The organism is Hydrophilobacter chitinilyticus, assembly GCF_049860745.1.
In the GTDB taxonomy this organism is placed as follows: domain Bacteria; phylum Pseudomonadota; class Gammaproteobacteria; order Burkholderiales; family Burkholderiaceae_C; genus Rhodoferax_B.
The window spans coordinates 2,872,046-2,889,131 of record NZ_CP187561.1; the positions used below are offsets into that span (position 1 = coordinate 2,872,046).

Sequence of the window (17,086 nt, forward strand, 5' to 3'; positions counted from 1 at the left end):
GCCCCGGACGTTGGATGAAGGGGCCAGTTTACGTAGTTTCGAGTTTTGAGTGAGGGCGCAGCCGTGAGCACCATGGAGTTGGATAAAAAAGACTGGCAAATTCTGGAAGCCCTGCAGCTGGACGCGCGCCAGAGCCTGGCCGCGTTGGGCAAACGTGTGGGCCTGTCGCAACCGGCGATGAGCGAGCGTGTGCGCAAGCTGGAAGAGGCGGGCGTGATTGAAGGGTATGGCGCGCGCATCAACCTGCGTGCCGTGGGCGTGGGGCTGCAAGCCATCATCCGCATCCAGACCGACCACACCGGCATCCAGCCTTACCTGAAGCTGTTTGCCAGCATGCCAGAAGTGCTGGAGGCCGACCGCGTGACGGGGGCCGATTGTTTTGTGGTGCGCTGCGCCATTGCCCAGCCCGAAGACCTGGAGCGTGTGGTGGATGCGCTGGCGGCGCATGGCGCGGTGACGACGTCGCTGGTGTTGTCCAGCCCCATCCGCAAAGGTTTGGTGCGACCGGGCGGGGTGCCGATGACGTCGCTTGCGCCTCCTGCTCCACATTTGGTGGCTGTGGCGCCCGCTGCCGCCAAGCGGCAGAAGAAGGCCTAAGTTTTTTTCAAAGCGCGCTGCGCATCCAAGGCTGCGGCCAGCTTGGGGGCCAATGGCAAGGGCTCGCCATGCAGCCGTGCCGCCAGCAGTTCCCCGCACAGTACCGCCAGCGTGAGGCCGCGTGAGCCCATGGCCGTGCTGACCCACAAACCCGGTTGGCCTACCGCATCTAGCGGCCCAACCAAAGGCAGGCGGTCGGCATAGGTGCAGCGCACGCCGGCCCAGTCGTTGACCTGGCCTGCATCAAACGCGGCTTGAAGGGGCGCGGCGACGGCGGGCAGCAAGGTTTGCAGCTTGGCGAGATTCACCGCTTGGTCTTCGGGGCGAATCAATGGCTCGGGGCAAGCGCGCTCGAAGCTAGCACCGGTGACCCAGAAGCGCGGCGCGTCGGCTTGTGCATCAACGCCAGGTTCGGCATGTGGCACGTCGGAGATGAAGCTGCCCAAGCCGTTGACCGGGAAGGGCGGAAAGCCCGCCATGTGCGCAGCCTCTTGCCAACCCCACGACACTTGGCCGCGCAAGGCGTTCAGCGGCAAGTGGTCGCCAGTGAGTTGGCGTGTGCCGTAGGCCGTGGCCAGCACCACCAGCGGCGCTTGGGTTAGCAACTTGTCTTGGTCGTCGAAGAGCTGCCAGTTGCCCGTGGCCTCCACCCGTGCCAAACGTGTGACCCGGGTGTGGCCTTGCCAGCGCACGTTGGGCGTGGCCAGCAAGGCGCGCACCAGCGCTGCCGGGCGTAGCCAGCCGGCGTGGGGATGCCAGTGGGCTTTGGCGGGTTCTGTGTCAGCGCCCAGGCCAATGGCGGCGCGCTGCTCGGTATTGGCCGGGCGGCTCCAGTCTTGGCTGGCCGCATCGTCAAGCGGCAACTTCTTCGCTGGGCCATCCACCTGGTGCTGCAGCACGCCGCTGGGCGCCCAATCCACGCCCGGCCGTAGCAACGCTTGGGCTTGTTGGCGCGTGGCGCGCACACCGGCACGGGTGATGCGCGATACCAGGTTGTCATCACCAGAGACGTGGGGAGCAAACAAGCCCGCAGGCAAGCCAGACGCGCCCGCGGTGGGGTGGTCGCCTGCATCCAGAACCAACACTTTCCAGCCGCGCCGTGCCAAGCTGGCGGCCACACTCGCACCCGATATGCCCGCGCCGATGACGACGCATTCGCTGGCAGCGCCGGGCGCGACTGGCCAATGGGGGGCGTTGGCGGAGTTGCTCGGGCGCGGTGTCCAGTGCGGGCGGTATTGCGCTTGACTGGTGTTGCCGTCGGCTTCGTGCAACACAAAGCCGTATTGCTTCAGGGCTTCGCGCAGGCCGGGCGCGTGGGGCGATGCCACGACACCCGCGCCGATGCGGCAGCAACGCGCAATGCCTTTGAGCGTGTGTGGCAGGTCAGCTTCTGCGTTGGCGAGATCCAGGAACACGCTGTCCGCCTGGCACAGATGCTCGCGCAACAGGGCTTGGGTGTCACCAACACACAGCGTCAGCAGCACATGTCCGCCTTCAAAGGCCAAACGGTGGATGCCCGGCTGCAGCCCCCAACATTGCGCGGCCAACTGCTGTGCGAGTGGCCGCAACGCAGGGTCGTCTTGATGTGCGGCCAGCAGCTCATCGGGCTGTATCGGTGAAGTTTGCAGCGCAACGAAGTGCAGCACGCGCGGCCGGTCGGCGTCGTGCCGCCAGGCAAGCCAGGTGGCCAAAAAGTTCAGGCCCAGGCCGAAACCAATGTCCAGCACACACCATTGTGGCTGCCCGGCCCAGGCCTGGGGCAAGCCTGTGCCTTGAAGAAACACGCGGCGTGCGTGCGCCAGGCGACCCGAATCAGGTGGCGTTGCGGGCATGCGCTTCAATCAAAAAAAGGGGGAAAGAAAGAAGAAGGAGGGAGAGAGAGGGCTCGGGGTGTGCCCCCGAGCGGGCGCCGCTGCTGCAGCGCATGAGTCTCAAGCCAATCAGGCCGCTGGTGGCACGTAGCCTTGGGCGGCATCGGCGCCTGCGCCGAAGAAGTGGTTTTCCATTTGGCGGGCCAGGTATTGGCGGGCGCGCAAATCGGCCAGGTTCAGGCGGTTTTCGTTGACCAGCATCGTTTGGTGCTTGATCCAGCCCGCCCAGGCTTCTTTGCTCACGTTTTCCCAGATGCGTTGACCCAAAGCGCCTGGGTAGGGAGGGAAATCAAGTCCTTCAGCTTCTTTGCCGAGCTTGATGCATTGAACCATGCGTGCCATGTGTGTGGGTGCCTATAGATGTTTTGGTAATTTCAAACTGAGAACTAAGTAGTTCTGGTTTTGTAACGAGGGTTCCAGAATGCGTTCCATCAAGTTTTTTGAGGAATTGGAGCCAATAAATGACGTCACGCCGCAACTTTATCAATGTTTCCGCCCAGGCCGCTTTGGCCCTCACTCTGGCAGGGTCGGCTATTGGGGCCATCGCCCAATCAGCAGCACCAGCGGCCGCTGCGCCAATCACGTTGCTCAACGTGTCGTACGACCCCACCCGCGAACTCTATGTGGACTACAACGCCGCCTTCAGCAAGTACTGGAAGGGCAAGACCGGCCAGGACGTGACCATCAAGCAATCGCACGGCGGCTCCGGCAAACAAGCCCGCTCGGTGATCGACGGCATTGACGCTGACGTGGTGACACTGGCCCTGGGTGGCGACGTCGACGCGCTGGTGACCAACGGCGGCCTGATCAAGCAAGACTGGGTCAAGCGCCTGCCACACAACTCGGCGCCTTACAGTTCCACCATCGTGTTCCTGGTGCGCAAGGGCAACCCCAAGGGCGTGAAGGACTGGGACGATCTGATCAAACCCGGCGTGTCGGTGATCACGCCCAACCCCAAGACCTCTGGCGGCGCCCGCTGGAACTACCTGGCCGCCTGGGAATTCGCCAAGCGCAAGCAAGGTGGCGACGCACAAGCCAAGACCTTTGTGAGCGCCCTGTTCAAGAACGTGCCCGTGCTGGACACCGGTGCCCGTGGCGCCACCATCACCTTCGTGCAACGCAACGTGGGCGACGTGCTGCTGGCCTGGGAAAACGAAGCCTTCCTGGCGCTGAAGGAATTCGGCCCCGAGAAGTTTGAGATCGTGGTGCCCAGCATCAGCATCTTGGCTGAGCCTTCGGTTTCGGTGGTGGACAAGGTGGTCGACCGCAAGGGCTCACGCGCTGTGGCCACCGCCTACCTGGAGTACCTGTACTCTGATGAAGGCCAGGAAATTGCCGGCCGCAACTACTACCGCCCCACGGCCGACAAAGCCAAGGCCAAGTACGCCAACCAGTTTCCGAAGCTGACGCTGTTCACCATTGACCAGGCGTTTGGCGGCTGGACCAAGGCTGACAAGGCGCACTTTGCCGACGGCGGCAGCTTCGACCAGATCTACACCAATAAATAAGCCCAGATCCACACGATCTGTTGACTTCTAACCAGGATCTCTCAATGTCTGTTTTGTTGATTGGCGGCAGCCCCTCTGAACGCTCGCGCTCTGCGGCGCTGCTCGACAGTGTGTCTCAGCATCTGGCCGCGCGCGGCACCTTGGTGGAGCGGTTGCAGATTCGCGATCTGTCGCCGCAAGCGCTGCTGCTGGCCGATGTGGGCCACCGCACCATCAGCCAAGCGGTGGATCTGGTGGCCCGGGCCCGCGTGCTGGTGGTGGCTACACCGGTCTACAAGGCCGCCTACAGCGGTGTGTTGAAGGTGTTTTTGGACCTGCTGCCGCAAACCGCGCTCAAGGGCAAAACCGTGTTGCCTTTGGCCACCGGTGGCAGCCCGCACCACATGTTGGCGCTGGATTACGCGCTGCGCCCGGTGCTGCAGTCCCTGGGGGCGAAGCACATCTTGCCCGGCATCTACGCCACCGATGCGCAGGTCACGTCGATTCCAGAAGGCGCCTACGTGGTGGGCCCTGACATCACCAGCCGCATCGATGAAGCGGTGAACGTGTTGATCACCGAAACCCTGCGCCCAACCCCGGCGCAGGCCGGCCGCTTCGAGCCGGTGCATTTCTCGCAAGTGCGATGTAGCGTTTAGCGCGCTGTGAGGAGCGGTGCAGCCTCGTGCTGCACCGCTCCTCACCCATCTTTTCATTCTCTTCATTTGATTTTTCAAATGCCCCGGTGGCGAGGGCAGGGTGGGCTGTTGCCTGCACCGTGCGCCTTGGGCACCGCCAAAGATTCGCTAAACCAATTCATACATCCAGAAAGACATTCGACATGACCAAGCTCACCTCCTTCAACCGCCGCCAAGTTTTGGCCGCGGCCATTGCCACGGCGGCACTCACGGGCCACAGTCTGGCGCAAGCGCAAAGCGGCGAACGCGTGTTGCGTGTAGGTCACCAGAAGGGCTGGTTGTCGGTACTCAAAGGCCGCGGTACTTTAGAAAAACGCTTGGCACCCTTGGGTGTCAAGGTGACATGGACTGAATTCAACGCCGGTCCCGTGCAGCTCGAAGCGCTGAACGTTGGCGCCATCGACTTTGGTGACGTGGGCGAAGCCCCGCCCATCTTCGCCCAGGCTGCGGGTGCCCCACTGGTCTATGCCGGTGCCACTGTGCCACGCCCCGCGTTAGAGGCGGTGATCGTGCCCAAAGCATCGGCCATCCAGAACGTCAAAGACCTGAAAGGCAAACGCATTGCCTATAACAAGGGCTCCAACGTGCACTACTTCCTGGTGAAGCTGCTCGAAAAACACGGCCTCAAATACAGCGATGTGCAGTCGGTGTTTCTGGCCCCGGCCGACGCGCGCGCCGCGTTTGAAAAAGGCGCCGTGGACGCGTGGATCATCTGGGACCCGTTCCTCGCCGCCGCGCAGAAAACCCTCGACGCCCGTACCTTGGCCGACGCCACCGGGGTGGTGCACAACCGTGCCTATTACTTCACCTCGCGTGACTTCGCTACGCGCAATGCCGACGTGCTGCGTATTGCGCTCGAAGAACTCAACAACATTGACATCTGGGCATCGAAGAACCGGGACGCGGCCGCCGCCGAATTGGGCGCCGTGCTTGGCCTGGACAAGAGCATCACAGCGCTGTACCTGAGCCGCGCCACGTTTGGCACCGCACCGGTGACGCGCGAAATTCTGGCCGAGCAGCAGCAAATTGCCGACACCTTCTTCGACCTGAAGCTGATCCCCAAGAAGCTGAACCTGCTGCACGCCGCGCCGGTTGACCTCTAAGCATTAAGAGCCCCAAGGATTTACCCCATGCAAGTTTTCTGGTTCATTCCCACCCACGGCGACAGCCGTTACCTTGGCACCGCTGAAGGCGCGCGCCAGATCGGCCACGACTACTTCAAACAAATCGCCGTGGCCGCCGACAGCCTGGGCTACGAAGGCGTTTTATTGCCCACCGGCCGCACCTGCGAAGACCCCTGGGTGGTGGCCGCAAGCCTGATCCCCGTCACGCGCCGCCTCAAATTCTTGGTGGCTGTGCGCCCCGGCCTGCACCAGCCCGGCCTGGCCGCGCGCATGGCGGCCACGTTCGATCGGCTCTCGGGTGGCCGTCTGCTGATCAACCTGGTGACCGGTGGCGACCAAGCCGAGTTGGAAGGTGATGGCGTCTACCTCGACCACGCCGCCCGCTACGAACAATCGGCCGAGTTCATCCGCATTTGGCGCGAAGTCATCGCGCGCAGCCATGATGGCCAGAGCCTGGACTTTGAAGGCCAGCACATCCAGGTCAAAGGCGCCAAGCTGCTGTTCCCTTCAGTGCAGCGGCCATATCCGCCGGTGTACTTTGGTGGTTCGTCCGAGCCCGCGCACGACCTGGCCGCAGAGCAGGTCGATGCCTACCTCACCTGGGGCGAACCACCGGCCGAAGTGGCCAAGAAAATTGCCGACGTGCGCGCCCGCGCCGCAAAGCATGGCCGCACGTTGCGCTTCGGCATCCGCCTGCACGTCATCGTGCGCGAAAGCGATAACCGTGCCTGGGAAGCCGCCGAAGACCTCATCAGCCGTGTGAAGGACGAGACCGTCGTCAACGCCCAAGCCGCCTTTGCGCGCATGGATTCGGTAGGTCAACGCCGCATGGCCGCGCTGCATTCCAAGGGGGTGAAGCGCACCCGTGCCGATCTGGAAATCAGCCCCAACCTGTGGGCCGGTGTGGGCCTGGTGCGCGGCGGTGCCGGCACGGCCCTGGTGGGTGATCCGCACACGGTGGCCGAGCGCATGAAGGAATACGCGGCGGCGGGCATCGATACCTTTGTGTTGTCGGGCTACCCGCACCTGGAAGAGGCTTACCGTTTTGCCGAACTGGTGTTCCCGCTGCTGCCGCTGGAACTGCGCGACAAGCTCAATGGCGGGCCGGTGTTTGGCGAAGCCGTGGGCAACAGCTACGTGCCACGAGCGGTTGTCCCTCACACGGCACTGCACGCCGCAAATTCCACCGCACCCGACGCTGCACGCGCAGCATCGCAAAGCTAAGGAGGACTCGACACCATGGCCGTCCATTCCATCCAACGCGTGCACCACGTGCAACTGGCCTATCCGGCCGGTGCCGAGGGGCAGATCCGCAACTTCTACCACCAGCTTCTGGGTTTGCCCGAGCTGCGCCAGCCGCCCAGCCGCACGCTGCGTTTTGCCGCCGGTGCGCAGCAGATCGAACTGGTGCCCACCGACAGCAATGCCCCGGCACCCGTGGCCTCGCACCTGGCGTTTGAGGTGGACAACCTGCCCGAGTTGCGCAGCCGCTTGCTGCAGGCACAACTGCAACTGGTAGAGAACCGCGCGCTGCCCGGTTACCTGCGCTTCTACGTCAAAGACCCGGCGGGTAACCAGCTGGAGTTTTTGGAACCCGACGACGAACTGGAATACCCCGTATGACGACGCAATCTGTGCAAGAACTTTCCGTCTCGCCGCTGCCCGATGGCCAATTGGCCGAGCCCGGCACCGGTGCTGCGGCCGCAGCCCTCAGCCGCTTTGCCGCCAACGTGGGCCAACGCCTGTTGCCCTGGTTGGTGCCCGTACTGTTAATCACCGTGTGGCAAATTGCCTCGACGCTGGGTTGGCTCTCCACCCGCGTGTTGCCCGCCCCGGTCGATGTGGTGCGTGCCGCCTGGACGCTGGCCGTCTCCGGCGAGCTGTGGGTGCACGTGAAGATCAGCGCCGGCCGTGCGTTGGCCGGCCTGGCGATTGGCGGCGGCCTGGGCCTGCTGCTAGGTCTGTTGACCGGCTCGCTGCGCTTCTTTGAAACGCTGCTCGACTCCACCATTCAGATGGTGCGCAACATCCCCGCGTTGGCGCTCATTCCGCTGGTGATCTTGTGGTTTGGCATTGACGAATCGGCCAAGCTGTTTTTGATCAGTGTGTCGGTGTTCTTCCCCATCTACCTCAACACCTTCCACGGCATTCGCAATGTCGACCCCGGCTTGATCGAAATGGGCCGTACCTATGGCCTCACGCGCTGGCAGCTGTACCGCGACATCGTGTTGCCCGGGGCTCTGTCGTCCATCCTGGTGGGCCTGCGTTTTTCGCTGGGTTTGATGTGGGTGATCTTGATCGTGGCCGAGACCATTTCGGCGCAGTCGGGCATCGGTTACCTGACCATGAACGCTCGCGAATTTTTGCAGACCGACATCGTGCTCGTGGGCATCTTGCTCTACGCGCTACTCGGCAAACTGGCCGACGTGTTTGCGCGTGCTCTGGAGCACTGGTGGCTGCGCTGGCACCCCGGCTACCAAGCCAAGGTCAACGCTTGAAGCACCGCATCTGAGAGATAGAAAATGAACACGAATCCATCTTTGAAACGCCGTACGGTGCTAACGGGCTTGGCCGCACTTGGCGTGCTGGGCACCACCGGATTGGCGTCCGCACAAGCTAACGCCACTGTGCGCATCGGCTACCAAAAGTCGTCCACGCTGATCGCCGTGCTGAAGACACAAGGCGTGCTGGAGCAACAACTTGCGCCGCTGGGCGTAAAGCTCACCTGGCATGAATTCACCAGCGGCCTGCCGCTGTTGGAAGCGCTGAACCTCGACAACCTGGACTTCACCGCCGACGTGGCCGACACCGTGCCGGTGTTCGCTCAAGCCGCTGGTGCCAACCTCACTTTCGTGGCGCAAGAAGCGCCGTCGCCCACCGCCCAAGCGATTGTGGTGAAGGCCGATTCGCCGTTGCGCACCGTGGCCGATCTCAAAGGCAAGAAAGTTGGTTTTGCCAAGGCCGCTGGTGTGCACTACCTGCTGATTGCCGCATTGGCCCAAGCCGGCCTGACGCTGCGCGACATCGAGCCCGCCTACCTGACCCCGGCCGATGGCCGCGCTGCCTTCGAGCGTGGCGCCATTGACGCCTGGGTGGTGTGGGATCCGTTCCTCTCCGCGGCACAACGCCAGTCCAGCATCCGTGTGCTGGCCGATGGCACGGGCGTGGCCTCGTACCAACGCTATTACCTTGCCAGCACGCGTTATGCGCAAGCGCGTCCCGATGTGCTGAAGGTGATCTACGCCGAGCTGGTGAAAACCGGCCAGTGGGTCAAAGCCAATCCGCGTGATGCCGCTGCGCTGTTGGCCCCGGTGTGGGGGCTGGACGCTGCCACGGTGGAACAAGCCAATGCCCGCCGCAGCTACGCCGTGCGCCCCGTGGTGCTCGACGGCCTGGCCGAACAGCAACGCATTGCCGACGCCTTCTTGAGCGAGAAGCTGCTGCCCAAGCGTGTCAACACACTCGACGTGTCTCTCTACAAGCCCGGAGCCTGAACACCATGTCCGAAGTCTCTACCTCTGACGCCCCCACCAGCATCGCCGGTGGCCTGCGCCTGCGCTTACGCAATCTGGTCAAAAGCTATGGCGCGCGCGAAGTGCTGCGCAACACGCAACTGGAAATTGAACCCGGCGAATTTGTCGCCATCGTGGGCCGTAGCGGCTGCGGCAAAAGCACCTTGCTGCGCTTGGTGGCCGGACTCGAATCGGCTACCAGCGGCTCGCTGCAGACCGATGGCCAAGAGGTCAAGGGCCTGCGCCCGGACACCCGCATCATGTTCCAGGAAGCGCGCCTGCTGCCCTGGCACCGTGTGCTCGACAACGTGCTGCTGGGCCTGCCCACCACCGCCATCCAACGCGGCCGCGAAGTGCTGCAGCAAGTGGGCCTGGGCGACCGCGCCAACGAATGGCCGGCACGATTGTCTGGCGGCCAGCGCCAACGCGTGGCCCTGGCACGTGCGCTGGTGCACCGCCCCAAGCTGCTGTTGCTGGACGAGCCCTTGGGCGCACTCGATGCGCTGACGCGTACCGAAATGCACCGCCTGATCGAAGGTCTATGGCAGCGCCACCGCTTCACCGCTTTGCTGGTGACCCACGACGTGCAAGAAGCCGTGGCCCTGGCCGACCGCGTGATCCTGATCGAAGACGGGCGCATTGCGCTCGACGAACGCATCACGCTGGCGCGCCCGCGTTCACAAGGCGATGCGGCGTTTGCCGCGATCGAGAAACGCATTCTCGACCGCGTGCTGCAAAAGCCTGATGCAGAACCTGCGCAACCCAAGGACTGGCCAGGTGTGCCAGCGGTGGGCCTGCGCTGGGCGATTTAAACGTTTTCATTTTTCTAACGGACTACACAAGGAGAACCCCATGTCCATTCAAGCCATCAATGTGCGTAACCAGTTCAAAGGCAAAGTGCGCGAGATCATCCGCGGCGACGTGGTGTCGGAAGTCGATGTGGAAACACCATTCGGCATCGTCACCTCGGTGATCACCACGCGTTCCGTCGACGACCTGGATCTGAAGGTCGGCTCTGATGTGGTCGCCCTGGTTAAGTCGACGGAAGTGTCGATCGCTAAGCTGTAAGGCCAAGCTGCAAGGCGAATCCAAGGCCAAGCCGTCAGTCGTTTTTAGGTTTAAGAAAAAAGAGGCGCTGCCGCTTATTGGATAGGCGGCAGCAGCTATCAAAATAGGAGCCTATGCCGCGCCGAAGTAGGGCGTGTGTTGGGCCGTCTGGCTATGAATTTTCAGCAATTGCGTTCCGTGCGCGAAGCCGTGCGTTGCGGCTTCAATTTGACCGAGGTGGCGCACATCCTGTTCACCTCGCAACCGGGTGTGAGCCGGCAGATCCGCGAGCTTGAAGAAGAGCTTGGCGTCGAAATTTTTATGCGTGCCGGCAAACGTTTAACAGGCCTCACACCGCCCGGCCAAACCCTGTTGCCCATCCTCGAGCGCCTGCTGCTCGAGGCCGAAAACCTGAAGCGTGCCGGTGAAGACTTCCACGCCAGTTCACACGGCCGTTTGTCGGTGGCCGCCACCCACTCGCAAGCGCGTTATGCCTTGCCGCAAGTGGTGCGCGACTTCCGTGCGCGCTTCCCTAATGTGAGCATGCACCTGCACCAGGGCTCGCCGCGCCAAGTGGCCGAAATGCTGCTCAGTGGCGAGGCCGACATTGGTGTCGCCACCGAAGCCTTGGCCACCTACGACGGCTTGGTCACGCTGCCGTGCTACCGCTGGACACACAGCATCGTGGTGCTGCCGGGCCATCCGCTGTTGGAGTCTGATGCACCGGTGACGCTGGAGCAACTGGCCGAGTACCCCATCATCACCTACGAGCAGGGCTACACCGGCCGCGCCCACATCGACGAAGCCTTCGCCCGCGAAGGCCTGCGCCCCGACGTGGTGTTGAGCGCCATGGATGCCGACGTGATCAAGACCTATGTGGAGCTGGGCATGGGTGTGGGCATCGTCGCGTCCATTGCCGTAGACCCTGAGCGCGACCGCCAGTTGCGCATCCTGGACGCACGGCATTTGTTCGAGGTCAACCTGACGCGCCTGGGCCTGCGCCGGGGAGGATGGCTGCGCGGCTACGCCTACCACTTCATCGAAAGTTTTGTGCCCACCTTGTCACGCGAGGCGGTGGACTTGGCCTTGCAGCAAGCGGCGCAATCTGCATCGGCTGCAGCGCATACCGATAGTTGATTTCCTTCGTTGGCATCCAAAGCCCTGCGGCCTACGCTGCAGGGCTTTTTGTTTTTCTAGCCCAACTCCCAAGGATGATCGCCATGCCCCAATCGACTGCCCGCACCAGAGCCGCCACTCCCGGCACACCCCGCACCCTCAAACTCGGTTTCGTTTTGCACGGCGTAGGCGCCGGCTGGGGCGACTGGCGGTACGAGACGGCGGTCACCGACGCCAGCATCAACTTCGGCTTCTACAAAGCGCAAGCGCAACTGGCCGAGAAAGCCGGTTTTGAATTCCTGTTTGTGGCCGACAGCGTGCACATCACGCCGCGCTCCAGCCCGCATTACCTCAACCGCTTCGAGCCCATCACCATCCTCTCGGCGCTGGCCGCGGTGACCGAGCGCATCGGCCTGGTGGCGACCGTCACCGCCAGCTACAGCGAGCCCTTCACGGTGGCGCGACAGTTCGCCTCGCTCGACCACATCAGCGGCGGCCGCGCGGGCTGGAACGTGGTCACCTCGTGGCTCGACGGCAGCGCGCGCAACTATGGCCGTGAAGAGCACTACGCACACGACGTGCGTTACCGCCTGGCCGGAGAACACCTTGATGTGGTGCAAGGCCTGTGGGACTCTTGGGAAGACGACGCCCTGGTGCACGACAAGGCCACCGGCCAGTTCTTCGACGAGAAGAAGCTGCACAAGCTCGACCACAAAGGCGAGTTCTTTCAGGTAGAAGGGCCGCTCAACATCAGCCGCTCGGCTCAAGGCCAGCCGGTGATCTTTCAAGCTGGCGCCTCGGAAGACGGCAAGGCGTTTGCGTCCAGCCGCGCCGAAGCCATCTTCTTCCACGGCGAAACCTTTGAAGACGCGCGCGCCTACGTGCAAGACGTGAAGGGGCGTGTGGCCGCAGCCGGTCGCAACCCGGATCAGGTGTTTCTGCTGCCCGGCATTCGCCCCATCGTCGGCCGTACGGCCGAAGAAGCCGAGGCCAAGTACCAAACGCTGGCCACACTGGTGCCGATTGAAAACGCGCTGGCCGCCTTGGCCCGCCCCTTCAACGACCACGACTTCCGCCAGTACCCGCTGGACGCGCCGTTCCCCGACCTGGGCGACCTGGGCCGCAACAGCCAGGCCTCGGCCACCGATCGCATCAAACAACACGCGCGCGACAACGAACTGACGCTGCGCCAGGTGGCCCAATGGTTTGCGCGCCCCAAGCGCACCTTCGTGGGCACGGCCGAGCAAGTGGTCGACGAAATCCAGCGCTGGTTTGAAGGCGGCGCGGCCGATGGTTTCATCTTCTTTGAAGCCCTGCCCAACGACTCGCTCAAGCAGTTTGTAGAGCTGGCCGTGCCGCTATTGCAAGCGCGTGGATTGCTGCGCAAGGAGCTTCCACACACTACGTTCCGCGCGAACCTGGGGCTGCCGGTGCCAGAGAACCGCAACACGGTGGCGCGCTTGATTGAGGGTCAGAAGCAGCCAGAGCCTCGGCATCCGGCAGAAGAGTTGACTCCGGCGTAAGGAGCTGAGCATCAGATGGGCCTACGGGCCCCTAACCGCCGGAGCCAGAGCCATCGTTGATTGCGCGGACTATATTGTGTAGCTACAATTAATCATGCGGATTGAGTTCGACCCCGACAAAGATGCGTCCAATCAAGCCAAGCACGGCCTGTCTTTGAACTTGGCTGCGCTTCTGGATTGGGAGCACGCCTTGGTTTGGGTAGATGACCGCCACGCCTATGGCGAACTCCGCATGATTGCGCTGGCGCCTCAAACCGGCGTGCTGTACTACGTGGCCTTTGTAGACCGGGATGAAGCACGGCGCATCATCAGTTTGCGAAAGGCCAATCGACGCGAGGTGAAGCATTATGTCCAGAGCCAATGACAAAGTGACCCCATCTGTGCCCGCCCGCAAGCGGCCGTCTGTTGTGATGCCTAGCGTTGTGGAAGACAAGGCCATCACGGCGGCGGCAAAGGCCGACCCGGATGCACAACCGCTTACGCCGAAACAACTGAAAGCCATGGTGCCGCTCAAGTCGTTGCGTGGTCGGCCCAAATCTGAGAACAAAAAGCTGTTGGTTTCAGTGCGCTACAGCCCTGAGGTGGTGGCCTATTTCAAGTCTACCGGAGACGGTTGGCAGTCGCGCATGGATGGTGTGCTTCAACAGTACGTTGCTAAGCATTCGCGCAGAGCGTAAGAGCGTTTTTTAGAAACAGAAAAGGGGGACAGTTTGTCCCCCTTGTCGTTTGTGCAGTTTGGTGTGCGGTGGCTTACAACACCTTGAACCCGTGCGTGCCGTCGCGCGCCAGTTGGTCGACCAGGCCGAACTCCCAATCCAGGTAGGCCTGCATGGCTTCGCGTGGGCTCTCCGTGCCTTCATAGGGGCGACGGTAGCGGTCGATGCGGGGGGCGGCCAGGCGGGTTTCGCCATGTTCCAGCGGGTGGCCTTGGGCGATCCAGGCTTGGGTGCCGCCGTCTAAGACCCACACCTCTGCGCCAGTTTGTTCAGCGATGTCTTGCACCGCGTAGCGGGCCAACAGGCTGCTGCCGCAGGTGACCACATAACGCTTGGCCTTGGGAATCTCTTTCAGCCCCTGGGCCAGTTGCGAGCGCAGCACAAACCAGGCGCCGGGGATGTGGCGCTGCACGTAGTTGGCGCTGGTGGTGAAGTCGAGCACGGCGGTGTCGCCAACCGGCTCGTTTGCCAGCCAGGTGGCCAACTCGGGCGCGCTGACGTTTTGGAATGGGCCGCGTGGCTCGGGGTAGCTGGCGGGTTGTGGCGTGGCCGTGAAGCTGGCTGCAGGCGCATCGTCCAGCACCCAGACCTCCCAGCCCAATTGGGCCAGCCACGAGGCCGTCATGTTGGCACGCACGCCGTCGGTGTCGGCCAGCACCAGGCGGGCGCCACGCACGGGGGCGGAGTGGTCGGTCTCTTGCACCAGTTGGCCGCCGGGCGCGCTGGCAAAGCCGGGCAGGTGGCCGCCAGCAAATTCTTCGGGGGTTCGTACGTCGAAGAAGTAGGTGGTGCGGCTGGCCAGGTCGGCGGCGCTGCGCCACTGTGCCAGGTCGGCGGTTTTGGCGCGGCGCACACCGGCGCGGTCGGCCACGCTGCGGGCTTTGTCGGCGGCTTGAGCACGTTGTGCATCTTCCAAGGGTGCCACTTCGGCGCCTTGGCGGCTCGCGCCTTTGTCGAGTTTTTGGCTAGCCAGCAGCCAGCCAATGGTGCCGTTGCGCAGGGCCGCCACGGGGTTGGGCACACCTGCGTTCACCAGCGACTGCGTGCCGATGATGCTGCGCGTGCGGCCCGCGCAGTTGACAATGATTTGTGTGGCCGGGTTGGGCGCCAGCGCGCGAGCGCGCAGCACCAATTCGGCACCCGGCACGCTGGTGGCGGTGGGGATGCTCATGGTCTGGTATTCGTCGAAACGACGCGCGTCCAGCACCACCACATCGGCCTTGGCGTCCAGCAGCGCTTGTACTTCTTCGGCGGCGAGCGAGGGTGTGTGGCGTTTGGCTTCCACCAGTTCGCCAAAGGCTTTGCTGGGCACGTTCACGTCGATGAAGATTTCGCCGCCCGCATCGCGCCAACCTTGCAAGCCGCCTTGCAGCAAGGCCACATCGGTGTAGCCGAGTTGCTGCAGCGTGGCTGCCGCTGGAGCGGCCAGGCCTTCACCGTTGTCATACACCACGATAGCGGTGTTGCGGCGTGGGATGCGACGCCAAGCGTCCAGTTCCAGCCGGCTGGCGGGGAAGTTGGCGGCGAACAGCGGGTGGGCTTGTGCGAAGGGGTCTTCTTCGCGGACGTCGATCAGCGCAATTTCTTGTTGGGCCAGCAGGGCTTGGCGGACGTCGGCCGTGGTCTTGAATGGAATGGCTTGAGGCATGTTGGGAGTGAAAAGCAGTCGGGGATTAAGCTGTAGCTAGAGCCGGTTCGCTATAGCCAGAAATGAACAGTTTGCTGGAGCCATCGGGGAAAAACACCTCGCGTTTCACCTTGCCAATGTCGGCACCGTACACGTGGATGCTGATGGAGGTTTGCTCGGCCAGCGCGTTGTGGACACGGTGCACGTCGCCCAAGCGCGGTGACACGGCTTCCACGTCACCGGGGTGCAGCGTGATGGCGTTGCCGTCGGCCTGCCATTGCCCGTCTGTGCTCAACGCATAGGGTTGTGACACCTCGGCGCCGCGCAGCATGCCAATCAGCCCCCACACGGTGTGGTTGTGGATGGGCGTGGCCTGGCCCGGGCCCCACACAAAACTCACCACCGAGAAGCGCTCACGCGCATCGGCATGCAGCAGATATTGGCTGTAGCGGGCGGCATCGGGTTGGGCATGGCTGGCGGGCAGCCAGTCGTCATTTTTCACCAGCGCCTGCAGCAGCGCGCCGCCCTCGGCCACCACGCGGGCTTCATCGGGAGCGCTGTCGAGCAGGGCGCCAAAGCGCTGCACGAAGTCGTTCAGACGTGGAATGTCTAGCAATGTTGTCATGGTGTGGATTGAACCAGTGATTGCCCCGCGCTGTGCTGACGCTTTTGCATATGCATACCTGAAATCCTTCTTTCCCAAGTTTTGCATTTTTGATTGCAATGCATAGCAATTTAAACCGAAGGGATGACCGCATGGAACAGAACAAACTCGCAAACTGGTCGCGTCGCCAATGGCTGCAAGCTGCTGGGGCTGCCAGCACCGTGGCAGGCGCCAGCGTAATCGGCCGTTCGGCCTTTGCGGCTGGGCCACTGCGCGAGGTGAAATTGGCCTGGAACGCCAACGCCATTTGCTTGTCTGCGGCCCCCGTCGCACAAGAGCGGGGCATCTTTGAAAAGCATGGACTGAAGGTAGATCTGGTCAACTTTGCCGGCTCTACCGACCAGTTGTTGGAAGCCATCGCTACCTCCAAGGCAGATGCCGGTGTGGGCATGGTGCACCGCTGGATCAAACCGCTGGAGTCGGGTTTTGACGTGAAGTTGGTGGGCAGTTCACACGGCGGCTGCTCGCGCCTGGTGGGTTATGCGGCCGCGGGGGTGACCGACATTCAAAAGCTCAAGGGCAAGACCATTGCCGTGTCCGATCTCAACAGCCCCGGCAAAAACTTCTTCGCGGTGCTGCTGACCAAGGCTGGCCTGAACCCCGAAAAAGACGTGACCTGGCGCCAGTTCCCTGGCGACATGCTGGGCCTGGCGGTAGAGAAGGGCGAGGCCCACGCGATCGCCGATGGCGACCCGAACCTGTTCCTGATCCAGCGCCGCACCAAGGGCCTGGTCGATTTGGCGAGCAACCTCTCAGGCGAATACGCCGCCAAAACTTGCTGCGTGTTGGGCGTGAGCGGCAACATGGTGCGCAACGACCGGCCCACCGCCGCCGCGTTGACGCGCGCGTTGATCGAAGCCTCTGACTTCGTGGCCGACAACCCGAACGAAACCGCCAAGATCTTCGCCCCGTACTCCAAAGCTTCGCAAGAAGACCTGCGCGCCGTGCTGGGCACTTTGACGCACCGCAGCCACCCCGTGGGCACGGCATTGCGCCAAGAGATCGAGTTTTACGCACGCGACTTCAAATTGGTGAATGTGTTGAAGCCCAGCACCGACCCGGCCAAGTTTGCAGCGCACGTCTACGCAGACGTGTTGGCCTAAAACC

18 protein-coding genes and 1 pseudogene are annotated in these 17,086 nt (G+C 62.9%); 15 read left to right on the forward strand and 4 right to left on the reverse strand.

Annotated elements, in window-relative coordinates:
- Positions 1 to 72 precede the first annotated feature (72 nt).
- Positions 73 to 597, forward strand: a complete 525-nt coding sequence (locus tag ACPWMG_RS12675) for an Lrp/AsnC family transcriptional regulator (RefSeq protein WP_483304991.1) — start codon at positions 73 to 75, stop codon at positions 595 to 597.
- On the opposite strand, the pseudogene mnmC1 reads toward ACPWMG_RS12675, so the two are convergent.
- Positions 594 to 2,105: pseudogene (gene mnmC1, locus ACPWMG_RS12680) on the reverse strand (FAD-dependent 5-carboxymethylaminomethyl-2-thiouridine(34) oxidoreductase MnmC1); the annotation flags it as partial. The gene ACPWMG_RS12675 and the pseudogene mnmC1 sit on opposite strands and share 4 nt — an antisense overlap.
- Before the next feature lie 432 nt (positions 2,106 to 2,537).
- The gene (locus tag ACPWMG_RS12685; RefSeq protein ID WP_483304992.1) at positions 2,538 to 2,810 is read right to left on the reverse strand and encodes an oxidative damage protection protein; all 273 of its coding nucleotides are present in this window, start codon (positions 2,808 to 2,810) and stop codon (positions 2,538 to 2,540) included.
- 119 nt (positions 2,811 to 2,929) lie between these two features.
- Here ACPWMG_RS12685 and ACPWMG_RS12690 point away from each other — a divergent pair, with 119 nt between their 5' ends.
- The 13 genes from ACPWMG_RS12690 to ACPWMG_RS12750 all read left to right on the forward strand — a co-directional run bounded on the left by ACPWMG_RS12690 (position 2,930) and on the right by ACPWMG_RS12750 (position 13,649).
- The gene (locus tag ACPWMG_RS12690; protein ID WP_483304993.1) at positions 2,930 to 3,976 is read left to right on the forward strand and encodes a sulfate ABC transporter substrate-binding protein; all 1,047 of its coding nucleotides are present in this window, start codon (positions 2,930 to 2,932) and stop codon (positions 3,974 to 3,976) included.
- Positions 3,977 to 4,020: 44 nt separating this feature from the next.
- The gene (ssuE, locus tag ACPWMG_RS12695) at positions 4,021 to 4,611 is read left to right on the forward strand and encodes an NADPH-dependent FMN reductase (protein ID WP_483304994.1); all 591 of its coding nucleotides are present in this window, start codon (positions 4,021 to 4,023) and stop codon (positions 4,609 to 4,611) included.
- Between the two features lie 182 nt (positions 4,612 to 4,793).
- Entirely contained in the window at positions 4,794 to 5,753 is a 960-nt protein-coding gene (locus ACPWMG_RS12700) for a sulfonate ABC transporter substrate-binding protein (RefSeq protein WP_483304995.1), read from the forward strand.
- Between the two features lie 27 nt (positions 5,754 to 5,780).
- A complete protein-coding gene (gene ssuD, locus ACPWMG_RS12705) occupies positions 5,781 to 6,998 on the forward strand; it encodes an FMNH2-dependent alkanesulfonate monooxygenase (protein ID WP_483304996.1) in 1,218 nt (405 codons plus the stop codon).
- A 15-nt stretch (positions 6,999 to 7,013) separates the two neighbouring features.
- Complete coding sequence (locus tag ACPWMG_RS12710) at positions 7,014 to 7,397, forward strand: VOC family protein (RefSeq protein WP_483304997.1); 384 nt, start codon at positions 7,014 to 7,016, stop codon at positions 7,395 to 7,397.
- Positions 7,394 to 8,272, forward strand: coding sequence for an aliphatic sulfonate ABC transporter permease SsuC (ssuC, locus tag ACPWMG_RS12715; protein ID WP_483304998.1), 879 nt, complete (start codon positions 7,394 to 7,396; stop codon positions 8,270 to 8,272). Before ACPWMG_RS12710 ends, ssuC begins: the two co-directional genes overlap by 4 nt.
- A gap of 24 nt (positions 8,273 to 8,296) precedes the next feature.
- A complete protein-coding gene (locus tag ACPWMG_RS12720; RefSeq protein WP_483304999.1) occupies positions 8,297 to 9,268 on the forward strand; it encodes an aliphatic sulfonate ABC transporter substrate-binding protein in 972 nt (323 codons plus the stop codon).
- A 5-nt stretch (positions 9,269 to 9,273) separates the two neighbouring features.
- Entirely contained in the window at positions 9,274 to 10,098 is an 825-nt protein-coding gene (locus ACPWMG_RS12725; protein ID WP_483305000.1) for an ATP-binding cassette domain-containing protein, read from the forward strand.
- Between the two features lie 40 nt (positions 10,099 to 10,138).
- Positions 10,139 to 10,354 (forward strand): TOBE domain-containing protein, encoded by a 216-nt coding sequence (locus tag ACPWMG_RS12730; protein ID WP_483305001.1) that lies wholly within the window; start codon positions 10,139 to 10,141, stop codon positions 10,352 to 10,354.
- 153 nt (positions 10,355 to 10,507) lie between these two features.
- Positions 10,508 to 11,470 carry a CysB family HTH-type transcriptional regulator gene (locus ACPWMG_RS12735; RefSeq protein ID WP_483305002.1) on the forward strand — a complete coding sequence of 321 codons (963 nt, stop codon included), beginning with the start codon at positions 10,508 to 10,510 and terminating at the stop codon, positions 11,468 to 11,470.
- An 83-nt stretch (positions 11,471 to 11,553) separates the two neighbouring features.
- Complete coding sequence (locus ACPWMG_RS12740) at positions 11,554 to 12,972, forward strand: LLM class flavin-dependent oxidoreductase (RefSeq protein WP_483305003.1); 1,419 nt, start codon at positions 11,554 to 11,556, stop codon at positions 12,970 to 12,972.
- 94 nt (positions 12,973 to 13,066) lie between these two features.
- Complete coding sequence (locus ACPWMG_RS12745; RefSeq protein ID WP_483305004.1) at positions 13,067 to 13,336, forward strand: BrnT family toxin; 270 nt, start codon at positions 13,067 to 13,069, stop codon at positions 13,334 to 13,336.
- Between the two features lie 58 nt (positions 13,337 to 13,394).
- The gene (locus ACPWMG_RS12750) at positions 13,395 to 13,649 is read left to right on the forward strand and encodes a BrnA antitoxin family protein (RefSeq protein WP_483305005.1); all 255 of its coding nucleotides are present in this window, start codon (positions 13,395 to 13,397) and stop codon (positions 13,647 to 13,649) included.
- A 73-nt stretch (positions 13,650 to 13,722) separates the two neighbouring features.
- On the opposite strand, the gene ACPWMG_RS12755 is transcribed toward ACPWMG_RS12750, so the two are convergent.
- On the reverse strand, positions 13,723 to 15,336 hold the full coding sequence (locus tag ACPWMG_RS12755) for a rhodanese-related sulfurtransferase (RefSeq protein WP_483305006.1): 1,614 nt from the start codon (positions 15,334 to 15,336) through the stop codon (positions 13,723 to 13,725).
- A 25-nt stretch (positions 15,337 to 15,361) separates the two neighbouring features.
- On the reverse strand, positions 15,362 to 15,940 hold the full coding sequence (locus tag ACPWMG_RS12760; protein ID WP_483305007.1) for a cysteine dioxygenase family protein: 579 nt from the start codon (positions 15,938 to 15,940) through the stop codon (positions 15,362 to 15,364).
- 131 nt (positions 15,941 to 16,071) lie between these two features.
- On the opposite strand from ACPWMG_RS12760, the gene ACPWMG_RS12765 reads away from it, so the two are divergent.
- Complete coding sequence (locus tag ACPWMG_RS12765; RefSeq protein WP_483305008.1) at positions 16,072 to 17,082, forward strand: ABC transporter substrate-binding protein; 1,011 nt, start codon at positions 16,072 to 16,074, stop codon at positions 17,080 to 17,082.
- Positions 17,083 to 17,086 lie beyond the last annotated feature (4 nt).